General features: G+C 63.8%; 11 protein-coding genes and 2 pseudogenes. 10 read left to right on the forward strand and 3 right to left on the reverse strand.

Going from position 1 to position 15,012, the window contains the following annotated elements; genetic code table 11:
• The first annotated feature begins 35 nt into the window (after window positions 1–35).
• The 4 genes from ASC75_RS20020 to ASC75_RS20035 all read left to right on the forward strand — a co-directional run bounded on the left by ASC75_RS20020 (window position 36) and on the right by ASC75_RS20035 (window position 5,035).
• Window positions 36–1,040 carry an ABC transporter substrate-binding protein gene (locus ASC75_RS20020; RefSeq protein ID WP_055979186.1) on the forward strand — a complete coding sequence of 335 codons (1,005 nt, stop codon included), beginning with the start codon at window positions 36–38 and terminating at the stop codon, window positions 1,038–1,040.
• A 5-nt stretch (window positions 1,041–1,045) separates the two neighbouring features.
• Window positions 1,046–1,864 carry an ABC transporter ATP-binding protein gene (locus ASC75_RS20025; RefSeq protein WP_055979305.1) on the forward strand — a complete coding sequence of 273 codons (819 nt, stop codon included), beginning with the start codon at window positions 1,046–1,048 and terminating at the stop codon, window positions 1,862–1,864.
• A gap of 3 nt (window positions 1,865–1,867) precedes the next feature.
• On the forward strand, window positions 1,868–2,695 hold the full coding sequence (locus tag ASC75_RS20030) for an ABC transporter permease (protein WP_055979189.1): 828 nt from the start codon (window positions 1,868–1,870) through the stop codon (window positions 2,693–2,695).
• A gap of 108 nt (window positions 2,696–2,803) precedes the next feature.
• Entirely contained in the window at window positions 2,804–5,035 is a 2,232-nt protein-coding gene (locus tag ASC75_RS20035; protein ID WP_055979308.1) for an arylsulfatase, read from the forward strand.
• A 17-nt stretch (window positions 5,036–5,052) separates the two neighbouring features.
• Here ASC75_RS20035 and ASC75_RS20040 read toward each other — a convergent pair whose 3' ends face one another.
• Window positions 5,053–5,997 (reverse strand): LysR family transcriptional regulator, encoded by a 945-nt coding sequence (locus ASC75_RS20040; RefSeq protein ID WP_055979193.1) that lies wholly within the window; start codon window positions 5,995–5,997, stop codon window positions 5,053–5,055.
• Between the two features lie 72 nt (window positions 5,998–6,069).
• Entirely contained in the window at window positions 6,070–6,222 is a 153-nt protein-coding gene (locus tag ASC75_RS26175) for a hypothetical protein (RefSeq protein ID WP_156381332.1), read from the reverse strand.
• Between ASC75_RS26175 and ASC75_RS20045 the strand changes: the two genes are divergently transcribed.
• From ASC75_RS20045 to ASC75_RS20055, 3 genes are read left to right on the forward strand one after another with little or no spacing between them, the layout of a single operon-like run.
• A complete protein-coding gene (locus ASC75_RS20045) occupies window positions 6,221–7,048 on the forward strand; it encodes a formylglycine-generating enzyme family protein (RefSeq protein ID WP_055979196.1) in 828 nt (275 codons plus the stop codon). The genes ASC75_RS26175 and ASC75_RS20045 overlap by 2 nt on opposite strands.
• Before the next feature lie 15 nt (window positions 7,049–7,063).
• Window positions 7,064–9,283: an arylsulfatase gene (locus ASC75_RS20050; RefSeq protein WP_055979199.1), complete on the forward strand. Its 2,220-nt coding sequence runs from the start codon at window positions 7,064–7,066 to the stop codon at window positions 9,281–9,283.
• Window positions 9,283–10,251: a nucleoside hydrolase gene (locus tag ASC75_RS20055; RefSeq protein WP_055979203.1), complete on the forward strand. Its 969-nt coding sequence runs from the start codon at window positions 9,283–9,285 to the stop codon at window positions 10,249–10,251. Before ASC75_RS20050 ends, ASC75_RS20055 begins: the two co-directional genes overlap by 1 nt.
• A gap of 188 nt (window positions 10,252–10,439) precedes the next feature.
• Here ASC75_RS20055 and ASC75_RS20060 read toward each other — a convergent pair whose 3' ends face one another.
• The gene (locus ASC75_RS20060; RefSeq protein WP_244487886.1) at window positions 10,440–11,195 is read right to left on the reverse strand and encodes a DeoR/GlpR family DNA-binding transcription regulator; all 756 of its coding nucleotides are present in this window, start codon (window positions 11,193–11,195) and stop codon (window positions 10,440–10,442) included.
• A gap of 691 nt (window positions 11,196–11,886) precedes the next feature.
• On the opposite strand from ASC75_RS20060, the pseudogene ASC75_RS26185 reads away from it, so the two are divergent.
• The 3 genes and pseudogenes from ASC75_RS26185 to ASC75_RS20070 form a co-directional block, all read left to right on the forward strand.
• Window positions 11,887–12,390: pseudogene (locus tag ASC75_RS26185) on the forward strand (deoxyribose-phosphate aldolase); the annotation flags it as partial.
• 1 nt (window position 12,391) lies between these two features.
• A pseudogene (locus ASC75_RS26790) lies at window positions 12,392–12,634 on the forward strand (deoxyribose-phosphate aldolase); the annotation flags it as partial.
• Between the two features lie 165 nt (window positions 12,635–12,799).
• Window positions 12,800–15,012: aldehyde dehydrogenase family protein (locus ASC75_RS20070; RefSeq protein ID WP_055979312.1), on the forward strand; the 2,213-nt coding region annotated here is incomplete at its 3' end.

Raw genomic sequence — 15,012 nt, forward strand, 5'->3', positions numbered from 1 at the left:
TTAGGTCGTTGCGCTTGTCTGATTGGAGGATAAAGATGATCAGCCGACGTTCACTTCTGGCAGCCGCCAGCATCATGCCGCTCGCCTCGTTGGGGCTTGGGGGCGTGGTTCCTGCGCATGCTCAGCAGAAGCAGGTCAAACTGCAACTCGCCTGGCTTTACAATGCAGCTTCCGCCGGTGAAATCGTGGCCTTGAAGAAGGGCTATTTCACAGAAAAGGGCCTGGACGTGGAGATCCTTCCAGGCGGACCGAACTCCAATACGGTGCAAGAGGCACTGTCGGGCGTGGCGCAGATCGCCACCACCTATGCGCCCGAGATCATGTATGGTGCAAACCAGGGACTGCCGATCAAGACCTTCGGCGCAGCCTTCCAAAAGGCGCCGCTGACCTTCTATTCGCTCGGTGAAGCCAACATCAAGACGGTCGCCGACTGGAAGGGCAAGCGTATCGGCGCAGGCCAGGGTGCAACCGCCCAGGTCAAGGCGGTTCTCGACCACAGTGGCCTGAAGTTCGAGGACATCACCTTCATCCAGGCCCAGATACCCGGCCTCCTCCAGGATCAGGTCGATGTTGTCGCCTCCTGGCCGACCAATGTTGCCCAGAACGCTCCCGTCCTGCAGCATGCCGGCGGCTACAACACCCAGAGCATCTGGGACAACGGGCTGCAGTTCCAGTCCAACTACTACATCGCCCGCACCGACCTGATCGAGTCCGACAGCGACATGCTGGCGAAGTTCCTGGAGGCCTGCGACAAGGGCTGGGCCTATGCGGCCGACAATCCCGAGGAAGCCATCGACATGGTGGCCTCGATGTCGAGCGCCATCGAAAAGGACAAGGAACTTGCCTCCCTGAAGGTGATCGTGGCCGATTTCATCTACACCGATGAAACGCGCGAACACGGCTTTGCCAACATCAGCAAGGACCGCTGGAACGCGACGCTGCAGACCTATGCCAGGATCGGCGAGATCAAGCCGGAACTCACGGCCGACGACGTGTTCGACGACCGTGTCCTTGTTGCGGCGCAGAGGACGAAGCGGTGAACGCCATGGCGCATGCGGCGACGGCCGCTGATGCCGGCACGGCAGGCATCGCCCCCGCCAGGGTTGCCATCGACATCGACAACGTGGCGGTGACGTTCGGCGGCAGCTCGAAGGCCGTGCGCGCGATCGACAATGTCTCGCTGAAGGTCCACGAAGGCGAATTTATTTCGCTGATCGGGCATTCGGGCTGCGGCAAGTCCACGTTGCTGCGGACGATCGCCGACATCATCGAGCCGTCGGAAGGCAAGGTCAGCATTTTTGCCGGGACGACCTCGTCGGCACGCGCGGCGCGCACCTTCTCCATGGTGTTCCAGCAATCCGTGCTGATGCCCTGGGCCAAGGTCATCGACAACGTGCGGCTGCCGTTCGAGGTTGGCGGGGCCAATCCGAAGACCGGCAACTTCATGGATCCGCGCGAAGCGCTGAAGCTCGTCGAGTTGGAGGGCTTCGAGGATGCGCTGCCTTCGGAACTCTCGGGCGGCATGCGCCAGCGTGTCTCGATTGCGCGCGCCTTGGTTACCCGCCCGAAAGTCCTGTTGATGGACGAGCCATTCGGGGCGCTCGATGAGTTGGTGCGCGACACGCTCAATGTCGAGCTGTTGCGCATCTGGAAGCAGAGCGGGATGACGATCGTCTTCGTTACCCATTCGCTTCAGGAAGCCGTCTTCCTGTCGCAGCGCGTCGTCGTCATGAGCCGTCGGCCATCGAGGATTGGCGGGATATTGGAGGTCGATCTTCCTGCGGAACGCGACCTCGCCTTGAAGGACGCCCCGGAACTGGGCCGTTACGTCGCCAGGCTGCGCGACATGCTGGGAGCTGGATAAGCCATGAGCATCGATCGTTCAGTCGGTACCACAGCCGCGCCATTGCCGCGCATCTGGAGCATCTTCCCAAGCCCCGATGCTGCGCGGGCTCTCGGCATGGCCATGCTGGGGCTCACTCTTACCTTGATCATCTGGCAACTGATCATCGTCCTGTTCAAAGTGCCGACCTACCTGGTGCCGGCACCGACCGACGTAGCTGGCGCGGTATCGCGGGATCTGCCGCTGTTGCTCGAGGCAGCCGTTCCGACGATCACGGAGGCGTTTTTCGGCTTCCTGCTCGGCAATACAGTGGCGCTGCTCGTCGCCGTTTCCTTCGTTTACAACAAGGTCGTCGAGGAGATGTTCTATCCCGTCGCGATCCTGATCAAGACGATCCCGATCGTGGCGATTGCGCCGGTGCTCAAGATCATTCTCGGCAACGGCATCGAACCGAAGATCGTCATCGCAGCGCTGATCTGCTTCTTCCCGACCCTGGTCAACTCGGTTCGCGGCTTCCGCGCGGTCAATCCGCAACTGCTCGAACTGATGCGCGTGCTCTCCGCTTCGAAGACCGAGGTCTTCCTCCGCGTGCGGGTCTACAGCGCGCTGCCCTACATCTTCTCGGCGCTCAAGATTTCGGTGACGATGTGCGTGCTCGGCGCGATCGTCGGCGAATGGATCGGCGCCAACAAGGGCATCGGCTATCTCCTGCTGCAGAGCATGTTCGACTTCAACGCCCCGCGCTTGTTTGCAACGATCCTGACGGCTTCGGTCATTGCCATCACCGGCTTCGCCATCGTCTCGATGCTTGAGAAGTGGATCATTCGCTGGGATCCTGGCGTGGCCATGTAGTGGCCACAGGCCCGGCCTGCCGGTGGGCAGGTCGGGTCAAGATTCAACGGATGCGGCATGATCGGCGAGATGCGGCATCTCCGATTTACCCGATGTTCCGAGGCGCTCATGTCTAGAGACCGCACCCCCGGCCGCGTTGGCCGCACCTATCACGAGTCGGACAACTGGTTTGAAACCAGGCCCAGGCCCGCGCCCGGCAGCCCCAATGTCATCTACGTCATCCTCGACGATGTCGGCTTCGCCGACCTTGGCTGTTTCGGATCAGAGATACGGACGCCTAATTTCGATCGGCTCGCCCAGGCGGGGCTCCGCTACAGCAATTTCCACACGACCACGATGTGTTCGCCGACGCGGGCCTGCCTGCTGACGGGGCGCAACCATCACGCGGTCGGCATGCGTTGCCTTGCCAATTTCGACTTCGGCTACCAGAACGGACGCGGATCGATTTCGCATCGCGCCGCCACCATTGCCGAAATGCTGGGCGGCGTCGGCTACGCCAATTTTGCCGTCGGCAAGTGGCATGTCGCACAAACCGACGAGATCACCGCCGTCGGACCGTTTGACCAATGGCCGCTCGGTCGTGGCTTTCACCGTTTCTACGGCTTCATGAACGGCAGCACCGACCAGTATTATCCCGAGCTGGTGGAAGACAACCACGCCGTCGCGCAGCCAAATGCACCGGAGGAAGGCTACCATCTGACCGCCGATTTGGTCGACAAGTCGATCGCCATGCTCGGCGCCCACGTCTCGCTGGCGCCCGACACTCCTTTCTTCCTGAACCTCGCCTTCTCGGCCGGGCACTTCCCGCATCAGGTGCCGAAGGCCTACATGGACCGATACGAGGGCGTCTGGGACCAGGGCTGGAACGTCATCCGGCAACGGCGGCTCGAACGGCAGAAGGCGATGGGCCTCGTTCCGGCTTCGACGGAACTGCCGCCGGATGCTCCGGGAGTGGAAGACTGGGACCTGTTGTCGGCCGACCAGCGGAAGGTTGCCGCCAGGCTGCAGCGGGCCTATGCCAGTTTCCTCGAATACACCGACGAGCAACTGGGCCGGCTGCTCGATTTCCTGGAGGCCAGCGCAAAGCTCGACAACACCTTGATCGTGGTCATCTCCGACAACGGCGCGTCGATTGACTGCGGTCCCGAGGGCACGACCAACGTGCTCCGACGCTTCAACCAGATACCGGAGTCGTTCGAGCGAAATCTCGCTGCGATCGACGAGATCGGCGGGCCGCGCAGCTTCAGCAACTATCCCTGGGGATGGGCCCAGGCCAGCAACACCCCGCTGCGGCTGTTCAAGTCCTTCACCCATGGCGGCGGCGTGCGCGACCCGATGATCGTGTCATGGCCGGCGCGGATTGCCGACAAGGGCGGCATCCGCCACCAGTTCCATCATGTCGTCGACATCACCCCGACGGTACTCGAGATCTGCGGTGTCGAGGCGCCCGAGGTCTACAGGGGCGTAGCCCAGATGCCCGTCCATGGCACGAGCTTTGCCTACACCTTCGACGCCCCGGAAGCAGAGTCGCGCAAGGACGTCCAGTATTTCGAAATGTTCGGCCATCGCGGCATCTGGCACAGGGGCTGGAAGGCGGTCACTAAGCACAAGCGGGGCGACGACTTCGAGCTCGACGACTGGGAGCTCTACAAGCTGGACGAGGATTTCAACGAGACCCGAAACCTGGCGGATGACCATCCGGCCAAGCTGCGCGAAATGACCGAGCGCTGGTGGGCGGAGGCCGGGCGGTATGACGTGATGCCCCTCGACGACCGTGAGGTGCGCTTCCGCGCCAAGGCAAAGCCGGACTCCATCCGCGCGCGCGGCAGATATGTCTTCTACCCGCAGCTCGAATCCGTCCCCTCGTCGGCAGCGCCGCTGACCCAGGACACGTCGCATCGCATCACCGCCGAGGTGATGATCGACCAGCAGTCGGAAGGCACGTTGGTCAGCTACGGAAACTGCGGCAGCGGCTACGTCCTCTATCTGAAGGATGGCAGGCTCAACTACGTCTACAACCATTGCGGTGACATCACGCGACTGGCTTCGGAGCGGCTAAGTGAGTTCGGTGCCATCACGCTCGGCTTCGAATACCGCAAGACCGGCCTTCTCAAGGGCATTGGCGCGCTTGTTGTAAACGGTAAGCGGCAAACCGGCGAGCGTGAGCACCAGACGCTGCTGCGCATTTCCCTTGCGCCCATGTTCATCGGGCGAAGCGGCATGCCGCCGGTGTGCGATGCGATCGCAGGCGAGTTCCCGTTCACGGGCAAGCTCCACCGGCTGGTGATCGAACTCGGCGACGACCGCGAGATCGTGCCGCCCAGCGGCGACATCGACTGACGATCGGGGAGCGCCGCCTATTCGGCGGCGCTCGGCAGGTTGCGCAGGCCTCTGTTCTCGAACACCTCTACCATGGCCTTCATCAGGCCGCTGTGCGGCGGCAGCCGGTCCATGCCCTGGCGAAACACGAAGCCCAAATCGTACTGGAAGATTTCCTTGTCGGTCTTGAGCACCTTCAGTCCGTGTCCGATCGGGCTGCTCGCCACCATCGTCGACTCGTAGAACAGGTAGTCGCCCGAGCGTGCCAGTTCCGCGCAGGTGTAGATCGAGCTGGTTTCGAGAAGGTAGCGGGGAGGCGGCGCGCCGCGTTCCTTGAGCCAGTCGGACAGCGTCTTCAGCACGTCCCTGTTCAGGTTGAACGACACGAACGGGTAGCTGACGAGCTCCTTGGGATCGACCGGGCCTTCGATCCGGGCGAGCGGGTGATGCTCCGCGCACATGATGCCGAGCTGCGCCTTGGCGACGCGCCGCGACGTGAAGCCAGGCAGCCTGCTCTTGGCGATCACGGCGCCTGCAAAGATGTCGACGCGCCCGAGCCTCAGATCCTCGATCAACTGGTCGACCGAACCGGTCTGCACCGACAGGCGATGGCGTGGAAAGCGCTTGTGGAAACGGGAAGCCGCCGCCGGGAGTATGGTCGACGACCAGATCGGCCCGGCCGCCACCCGGATGGTGGCGTCCTGTTCGGACAGCAGGTTTCGGATTTCCTGCACGGCGTGCTCGTATTCGAGCCCGATGATCTGGGCCCGGTTGAAGAAGGCCTGTCCCGTCTGGGTCAGGTCGGCGCCGCCGGAATGCCTTTCGAAGAGCCGTGTCCCGAGCATCTCTTCAAGCCGCTTGATGTTCTTCGACAGGGCCGGCTGTGAGATTCGCAGGCGCTTCGCTGCCTTCGAGATTCCCTTGTCCTCGGCAACCATGATGAAGTGCTTGAGCAGGGTGAGGTTGGGGACTTCGAACGACATGGAGGATGCCCGGCTCATAACCAATTGGAATTGCCTTCAAGCCTAAATGTATTGGCCGGCATCCAGCCTTTGTCAAATAATCCGACCATGCTTTGGAGCCCAGAATCCAAGCGTCACCAGGAAACCCTTGATGTCGTGTTGTTCACCAGTCCGGGAAAGCGAGGAGCAGCCGATCCCCGTGCGACAGCCATTGGCGGTGTCGCGCAGTCTGGACAGCTCGGACATGGCTGCCATTCCCGCCGGCACCCGACGGGTCGGTTATGACGGGCCGGAGGCATATCCCGAAGATTGCGAAGGGCCATGCCGAACTGTCGATTGCCAGGGCTTCCTGATCGACAGGACCGCCGTGACGAACAGCGATTTTGCCAGCTTCGTGGATGCGACGGGTTATGAGACGGAAGCGGAGCGGATCGGCTGGTCGTTCGTCTTCTGCGCGCAACTGCATCCAGGTGCCGAATGGGATGTCCTGTCGCTGCAGACCGGCTCGCCGGAATGGTGGTTGCCGGTGAAGGGGGCGAATTGGTCGACGCCCGACGGCACTGGATCGCATTGGCGCGAGCGCGGCGATCATCCGGTCGTTCATATCTCATGGAATGACGCCGCGGCCTTCGCCGCCTGGCGCGGCAAGCGGCTGCCGACGGAAGTCGAATGGGAGATCGCCGCCCGCGGCGGGCTCGAAGACAAGATCTATCCCTGGGGCAATGAGCTCCTGGATGACGGCCGGCATCGCTGCAACATCTGGCAAGGGCGCTTCCCCATGGACAACGCCGCAGCAGACGGCTTCCTGTCGACGGCCCCGGCCGATGCGTTCGAGCCCAATGGCTATGGGCTGTTCAACATGGTCGGCAATGTGTGGGAGTGGACTGCGGACAGCTGGTCGATGGACCGGCCGCAGCTGAAGGCGATGCGCGGCGGCTCCTACCTCTGCCACCGCAGCTACTGCAACCGCTACCGCGTCTCGGGGCGAACTTCCAATGCCGTCGACGCAGCCTCGAGCCATCTCGGCTTTCGATGCGCTGCCGACCTTGGTGCCCGCGCGGCGATTTTCTGATTTCGAGGAACAGCAATGAAACATGACAAGTTTCCCGGCCATATCGGTCGGACCGTCGCGGAATCCAGGCCTTGGTGGCCGACGAGCTGCAATCACAAGGAGCAGAAGCCGAACATCGTCGTTGTCGTGCTGGACGACACCGGCTGGGCCGATTTCGGCTGCTTCGGCTCCGAAATCCGCACGCCAACCATCGACCGGCTGGCTGCGCGCGGGCTGCGCTACACCAATTTCCACGTCACGCCGCTGTGTTCGCCGACACGCACCTGCCTGCTGACCGGCCGCAACCACCATGCCGTCGGAATGCGTTTCCTGTCGGACACCGATACCGGCTTTCCCAATTCACGCGGCAGCATCGACCGCGACGTGGCCCTGTTGCCGGCGATGTTGCGCGAGCAGGGCTATGGCAGCTATCTCGTCGGCAAGTGGCATCTGACGCCGTCGCATGAAATCTCGCCGGCCGGCCCCTACCACAACTGGCCGCTCGGCCGCGGCTTCGACCGCTTCTACGGTTTCCTGCCCGGTTGCACCGACCAGATCACACCCGAGCTTTGCGAAGACAATCACCAGGTCGATCGCGAATTCGGCGAGGATTATCACCTTACCGAGGATCTGGTTGACCGGGCCATCTCCTATGTCCGCGACCATACGGTCTTCCGCGACGAGGAACCCTTCTTCCTGCAATTGGCCTTCGGCGCCACGCATGCGCCCTTCCAGGCCCCCCGGTCCTTCATCGAGCCCTATGTCGACGTGTTCGCCAAAGGCTGGGACGCAACGCGTGAAGACCGCCTGTTGCGGCAGAAGGAATTGGGTATTGCGCCGCAGGACGCGGAACTGGCGCCCCGAAACGACGAGGTCGACGCCTGGGCCTCGCTTTCGGCCGACCAGAAGCTGCTCTACACCCATCTTCAGGCCGCCTATGCCGGCTTCCTGGAGCACACCGACGTCCATCTTGGCCGCCTCGTCGACGAACTGGAACGGCTGGGCGAGCTCGACAATACGCTGATCATCGTGATGTCCGACAATGGTGCCAGCCGCGAAGGCGGCAAGGATGGCGCTGTCGACACCAACGCGCCTTACAGCGGCCTGCCGCAGAGCGTCGAGGAACAGCTCAAGCATCTCGACCAGATCGGCACCCGTCACGGCGGCGCGCACTATCCGCAAGGCTGGGCCATGGCCGGCAACACGCCGTTCCGCCGCTACAAGCAGCACGTCGACCTCGGTGGCGTGCGTTCGCCCATGGTTGTTTCCTGGCCCAAGGGCATCGGCACGACAGGCGAGGTCAGGACGCAGTTCTCCCATGTGATCGATCTTGCACCGACAATCATGTCCTTGGCGGGGCTCGATTATCCGCTGCCATGCGATGGCCGCAGCATCGCCTCGACCTTTGCTGCGACCGACGTGCCTGCGCCGCGTGCGACCCAGTACTGGGAAAATCTCGGCCACCGCGCCATCTGGCACGAGGGCTGGCGCGCGGTGACCGAACACAGGCAAGGCGTCGCCTACGACGATGACGACTGGCGGCTCTACGACACCGAGGGCGATTTTTCGGAGTCCAGGGATCGTGCCGATGACGAGCCCGAGCGCTTGAAGGAGATGATCGGCCGCTGGTGGCAGGAGGCGGAGGCGAACAACGTGCTGCCGCTCGACGACCGCACGCTAGTGCAGCTGTTGCGCGCCCGGCCGCCGATCGGCCTGATGTCGCGCAACAGGCTGGTCTTCCGACCGGGCCAGAGCCACGTGCCGATCAGCAGCATGATCGCCGGTTCGGAGCGATCCATGCTCGTGACCGCCTCGTTCCGAGATCGGGCCTTGGCAGAGGGCGGCGTCCTGGTCGCGAGCGGCGACCGGAGGGGAGGGTACACGCTCTACGTGAAGGAGGGCCGCCTGGTGTTCGAGCATGTCCAACTCGGCCACCGTACCACCTGCGTCGCCGATGCCCCGCTGCCGGCGGGAACATGCGAGGCCGGATTTGCCCTGCACAACCGGCAGGGCCATTCTGCCGAACTCGTGCTCCTGCATGGCCGCCAGAGGGTAGGGGCGGTGCGCATTCCGACAACTGCCGCGCATCTGTCGTTCTGGGGCATCGACATAGGCAAGGATGCCGCCGACCGGGTATCGAACGAATATTCCGGCGAATTCGCCTACAGAGGCAGGTCGTTCGAGACATTGACCATAGACTTCCTCGACCGGCCGCTGATCGAGGATGTCGCCGAAGCCATGGAAAGCACTGAGTGATGCCGCAGCCGATTGAAATCCTCGTCGACGTCGACACCGGCGTCGACGACGCCCTTGCGCTCGTTTTTGCGGCCCTTCACCCGGGTTTCAACCTGCGTGCGGTGACCTGCGTGGCCGGAAACGCGCCGCTCGACGATGTCTATCGCAACACCCGCGCCGTCTTGTCCGTCGCCGGTGCGGCACACGTCCCCGTTGCCCGCGGTGCCTCCCGTCCGCTGATTGCGGCACCGCGCAATGCGGCGCATGTCCACGGTCACAACGGATTGGCCGGGCTGGAACTCGAAGCACCGGCATCAAACGCCAGCGACATGCATGCCGTCGAACTCATGCGCCAGCAGATTCTGGCCAGCCCGACGCCGCCCGTCCTGATCGCCCTTGCACCGCTGACCAATGTCGCGCTGCTCATCCGGATGTATCCCGACGTTGCCGCCAGGCTCGACAGGATCGTCTTCATGGGAGGCAGCGCCAGCGTCGGCAATGCCACCCCGGTCGCCGAGTTCAACACCTGGGCCGACCCCGAGGCGGCGGCGATCGTCGTCGACAGTGGCATTCCGACGATGATGTATGGCCTCGACGTCTTCTACAGTGCCGCGGTATCCGAAGATGACGTGTTTGCGCTGGAGGTATCCAGCGTGCAGAGCGCGCAGCTGTGCGCGAAGCTCTTCCGGCACCTTGCGGTGAAGGATGCTGGCCAGAAACGCATCCCGTCGGGAACCATTGCGGCACTCGGCGATGCCGGCGCGGTCTGTGCCGTGATCGACCCCGAAGGCCTGACGACGCAGCGGTTTCCGGTCAGCGTGTGCACCGATGGATCGCGTTCGCGCGGCCAGACGCTCGTCGACCGCCGCGCCCATCGCGGCGAATCCGAATTGAACGGCGCAAGCCTTGGTCAGCCTGTCGATGTTGCCCTGGCGGTCGATGGCGGCCGCTACGCGCGGCTGTTCCGCCGGACGATCCTGGGCTCCTGATGAAGCAGATCGTTGGAGAAGTCAGCGCGATGTCTCGCGCGCCTCGATGGTGGCAACGATGGCGGTTGCTGACGTCATCACCAACAGGCCGTCTCTCCCGTCGGCTTCAAGCCGGCCGGCGGCGTCTCGACGGCAAGGGTGTCGCTCGCTCGACCGCCTGGCCCTGATGAACAACTCGGCAGGTCAAGCTATCTCATGACGCGGGGGTGCTGTGAGGTCTCATCCCCACTAAGTTCGGTGACGATCGCGTCGAAGCTCGTGCTTTCTGCGAACAGGACGGAGCGCAATCTGCCCATTTTGCTGGTGTCGATGACGAGAATATTGCGGCTGGCAGTGGCCATGACCTTCCGTTTTATCTCGGCCTCGTGAAAATGTACGCAGGTCGCGCCTCGCGCCCAATCGAAACCGGCGGCAGACAATAGTGCCACATTTATTCCCAGCGACGAGATGGTGGCCAGCGCCTCTGGACCGAAGAAGGTAGCCGAAGCGGGATAATAGACGCCGCCGAGCATCACGAGCGTCACATTCGGTTTGTGTGCCAGCCGCTCGGCAACGTTGAGCGCGTAACAGACGACGGTAAGCCGCATGTCGTTGGGGATGAGGTCGACCAACTCGATCAGGGTCGTGCCGCAGTCGATGAAGATGGTCTCTTCGGCGCGGACATGGCGCAGGGCGATTTCGCAGGCCCGTCGCTTGGCATCGCGCTGCTGGTCGGCAGCCATATCGAGCGTATAGGAGTTCTCTGGTTCGAACATGCCGCGTGGCACCACATAACCGCCGAGATACCCGAGTTTGCCTGGGTTCTGCTGGATGTCTCGACGCACCGTCATCTCGGAGACCTCCAGGAGTTTGGAGACAGCGCTGATGTGCAGCGCCCGGCCCTGTGCCAGCTCTGCCTGGAGGCGCTCCATACGCTGCGCTTTTGCTGAGCCGGCTCTCGCCACCGGAAGACTCCATTGTTGCTGGATGTCAGAGACCTAACAAGTTGGCCTGGGCAGTACAAGGTTTTGCATTTTTCGCCGCATGAATGTGAGAATTATAACATGAATTATGTTGACATTATCACATATATAATGCCTCCTTTCATTCAAGGCGGCTGTATGGCTGTGACCTCAATCGCGGCACGTGGCCGCTTATCTGGTGGGCCTTGTGGTGGGATTGGCAATGGAAATGCATGAGGGCAGCGGCGCGAGTGTGCGTGTGGTGCATACTGTGTCAGATGCTGACATCGGCTTGCCGCGCAATCCGGGCATGGCGCTTGATCTTGGTTTTCTGGAATCGATGCGTTGCGTCAATCGTTCGGCACTTGAGCGTCGGGTCGGCACGCTGACCAGGCGGCGCTCGATCAAGGCGGACAACCAGGCGGCGTGGCTGCTGCGGTCGATCTCCTTGATGGACCTGACGACGCTGAACTCCAACGACACCGACGAGCGCGTGCGCAGGTTGTGCGCCAAGGCGCTGAACCCGCTGCGGCGCGACCTTGTCGAGGCGCTGGGGCTGGGCGAGACGATCATCCGGCCGGCAGCGGTCTGCGTCTACCACCCGTTCGTCGCCACTGCCGTGGAAGTGGTGAAGGGCTCGGGCGTCCATGTCGCTGCGGTGTCGACGGCCTTTCCGCATGGCCTGGCGCCGCTNCTACCACCCGTTCGTCGCCACTGCCGTGGAAGTGGTGAAGGGCTCGGGCGTCCATGTCGCTGCGGTGTCGACGGCCTTTCCGCATGGCCTGGCGCCGCTATCGACGCGCCTGGCCGAGATCGAGGCGTCGGTCGCCGACGGTGCCGACGAGATCGACGTCGTCATTCCGCGCGGGCTGGTGTTCGGCGCCAGGTGGCAGGAGCTCCATGACGAGATCAGGCAGATGCGCGCTGCCTGCGGCGARGCCCATCTCAAGGTCATCTTGGGCACCGGCGATCTGGCGACGCTGCGCAACGTCACGCTSGCCTCGATGGTGGCGATGATGGCGGGGGCCGACTTCATCAAGACCTCGACCGGCAAGGAGAGCGTCAACGCCACGCTGCCCGTCGGCCTCGCCATGGTCAGGGCCATCCGCGCCTATCACGAGCAGACCGGTTATCTCATCGGCTTCAAGCCGGCCGGCGGCATCTCGACCGCAAAAGTCTCGCTCGACTGGCTGGTGCTNGCCATCCGCGCCTATCACGAGCAGACCGGTTATCTCATCGGCTTCAAGCCGGCCGGCGGCATCTCGACCGCAAAAGTCTCGCTCGACTGGCTGGTGCTGATGAAGGAGGAACTCGGCCGGCCCTGGCTCGAACCCGAGCTGTTCCGCTTCGGTGCGTCCAGCCTGCTGACCGACATCGAACGCCAGCTYGAGCACCACGTCAGCGGCCGCTACTCGGCCAACCACCGCCACGCCATGGCGTGAGGTCTTTTCCCCTTACCCTCCYCCTTGTGGGGAGGGTCGCGCCGCAGGCGCGGGGTGGGGGTACAGCGCGACATTGGACCAGTAACGAGACGTAACCGATCAACGACCCCACCCGGCCCTTCGGGCCACCCTCCCCACAAGGGGGAGGGTAAGGGAGAGCCTCTCATGAACATTCTCGAACGATACCACGCCATGGATTATGCCCCAGCCCCCGAGGCCCGCAGCGAAGCCGATGCCTGGCTTGCGGCCCGCGACTTCTCGAAGGCGCTGTTCATCGCCGGCGACTGGCGCGCCGCCACCGATAGCAGGACCTTCGACACCGAAGACCCCTCCAGCGGCAAGCTTCTGGCAAAAGTCTCCGACACCAATGCCGTCGACATCGAGGCGGCCGTTGCCGCCGCGCGCAAGGCGCTGCCCAAGTGGAGCGCTGCCTCGGGCTATGAGCGCGCCAAGGTGCTTTATGCCATCGGCCGCGCCATGCAGCGCCACCAGCGCCTGTTTGCGGTGCTGGAAAGCCTCGACAACGGCAAGCCGATCCGCGAGAGCCGCGACATCGACGTGCCCCTGGCGATCCGCCACTTCATCCACCATGCCGGCTGGGCCCAGTCGCTGGCGAGCGAGTTCCCTGGCCGCAAGGCGGCAGGTGTCGTCGGCCAGATCATCCCGTGGAACTTTCCGCTGCTGATGCTCGCCTGGAAGATCGCGCCCGCACTCGCCACCGGCTGCACGGTGGTGCTGAAGCCGGCCGAGTTCACGCCGCTGACGGCCATTCTGTTCGCCGAGATCTGCGAACGCGCCGGCGTGCCCAGGGGCGTGGTCAACATCGTCCAGGGCGGACCGGAGGCAGGCGCTGCCATCGTCAACCATCCCGGCATCGACAAGATCGCCTTCACCGGCTCGTCGGAGGTCGGCAAGATCATCCGCAAGGCGACCGCCGGCTCGGGCAAGAAGCTGTCCTTGGAACTCGGCGGCAAGTCGGCCTTCATCGTCTTCGAGGACGCCGACCTCGACAGCGCCGTCGAGGGGCTTGTCGACGGCATCTGGTTCAACCAGGGCCAGGTCTGCTGCGCCGGCTCGCGGCTTCTGGTGCAGGAGAGCGTCGCCGACGCCTTCATCGCCAAGGTCAAGATACGCATGAGCCGGCTGCGCGTCGGCGCTCCCTTGGACAAGAACACTGACATCGGCCCGCTGGTCGACAGGACGCAGCTCGAGCGGGTGAAGCGCCTTGTCGAGGAAGGCGCCAGGCAAGGTGCGGTCTGCTGGCAGCCCGATCAGGAGGTGCCCCAGAGCGGCTATTACCATTTGCCGACGCTGGCGACGGGTGTGGCGCCCGCCAACATCCTCGCCCAGGAAGAGGTGTTCGGCCCGGTGCTCGCCACCATGAGCTTCCGCAACACCGAAGAGGCGGTCGAACTCGCCAACAACACGCGCTACGGCCTTGCCGCTTCGGTGTGGAGCGAAAACGTCAACCTGGCGCTGCATGTCGCCCCGCAGCTCAAGGCCGGCGTGGTCTGGGTCAACGGCACCAACATGTTCGACGCCGCCTGTGGCTTCGGCGGCTATCGCGAGAGCGGTTTCGGCCGCGAGGGAGGACGCGAGGGGCTGGAGGAATATCTGGCGCCCGGCGAGCCGCATGGCCCGGTCATCAAGCCATCTTCCACCCCCAAGCAGGCCGCGCGCGACACCGAAAGCCACGCCATCGACCGCACGGCAAAGCTGTTCATCGCAGGCAAGCAGGTGCGCCCCGACGGCAACTACTCGCTGCCGGTTCTGACGCCCAAGGGCAGGCTCGTTGGCGAGGTCGGGCTCGGCCGCCGCAAGGACATCCGCGACGCGGTCTCGGCCGCACGTGCCTGCAAGGCCTGGCCGGAAGCGACCGCCTACAACCGGTCCCAGGTGCTGTATTACCTCGCCGAAAACCTGTCGGGCCGCGCCGAAGAGTTCGCGACCCGTATCGTCGAACTGACCGGTGCCAGCCACAAGGCCGCGAAGTCGGAAGTGGAAACCTCCATCGAACGCCTGTTCTGGTATGCCGGCATGGCCGACAAGTTCGAGGGCAGGGTGCACCAGCCCCCAGTGCGCACCGTGACCTTGGCCCTGCATGAGCCCGTCGGCGTCATCGGCATCGTCGCCCCCGACGGGGCCCCGCTGCTCGGCCTTATCTCGCTGCTGGCCCCGGCACTCGCCATGGGCAACACCACGGTCGTGGTGCCATCCTCCACCGCCCCGCTGGTCGCCACCGACCTCTACCAGGTGCTCGAATACTCCGACATCCCGGCCGGCGCGATCAACATCGTCACCGGCCACACCGCCGAACTGACCACCGTGCTCGCCAGGCACGACGACGTCGACGGCCTCTGGGTCATCGCCGAAGCCGA

The organism is Aminobacter sp. DSM 101952, assembly GCF_001424795.1.
Lineage (GTDB): Bacteria > Pseudomonadota > Alphaproteobacteria > Rhizobiales > Rhizobiaceae > Aminobacter > Aminobacter aganoensis.

What these genes read in the sequence shown, in the direction of transcription:
- ASC75_RS20020 (WP_055979186.1), top strand. Translation starts at nt 36, where the DNA reads ATGATCAGCCGACGTTCACTTCTGGCAGCCGCCAGCATCATGCCGCTC.
- ASC75_RS20025 (WP_055979305.1), top strand. Translation starts at nt 1,046, where the DNA reads ATGGCGCATGCGGCGACGGCCGCTGATGCCGGCACGGCAGGCATCGCC.
- ASC75_RS20030 (WP_055979189.1), top strand. Translation starts at nt 1,868, where the DNA reads ATGAGCATCGATCGTTCAGTCGGTACCACAGCCGCGCCATTGCCGCGC.
- ASC75_RS20035 (WP_055979308.1), top strand. Translation starts at nt 2,804, where the DNA reads ATGTCTAGAGACCGCACCCCCGGCCGCGTTGGCCGCACCTATCACGAG.
- ASC75_RS20040 (WP_055979193.1), bottom strand. Translation starts at nt 5,997, where the DNA reads ATGTCGTTCGAAGTCCCCAACCTCACCCTGCTCAAGCACTTCATCATG.
- ASC75_RS20045 (WP_055979196.1), top strand. Translation starts at nt 6,221, where the DNA reads ATGGCTGCCATTCCCGCCGGCACCCGACGGGTCGGTTATGACGGGCCG.
- ASC75_RS26175 (WP_156381332.1), bottom strand. Translation starts at nt 6,222, where the DNA reads ATGTCCGAGCTGTCCAGACTGCGCGACACCGCCAATGGCTGTCGCACG.
- ASC75_RS20050 (WP_055979199.1), top strand. Translation starts at nt 7,064, where the DNA reads ATGAAACATGACAAGTTTCCCGGCCATATCGGTCGGACCGTCGCGGAA.
- ASC75_RS20055 (WP_055979203.1), top strand. Translation starts at nt 9,283, where the DNA reads ATGCCGCAGCCGATTGAAATCCTCGTCGACGTCGACACCGGCGTCGAC.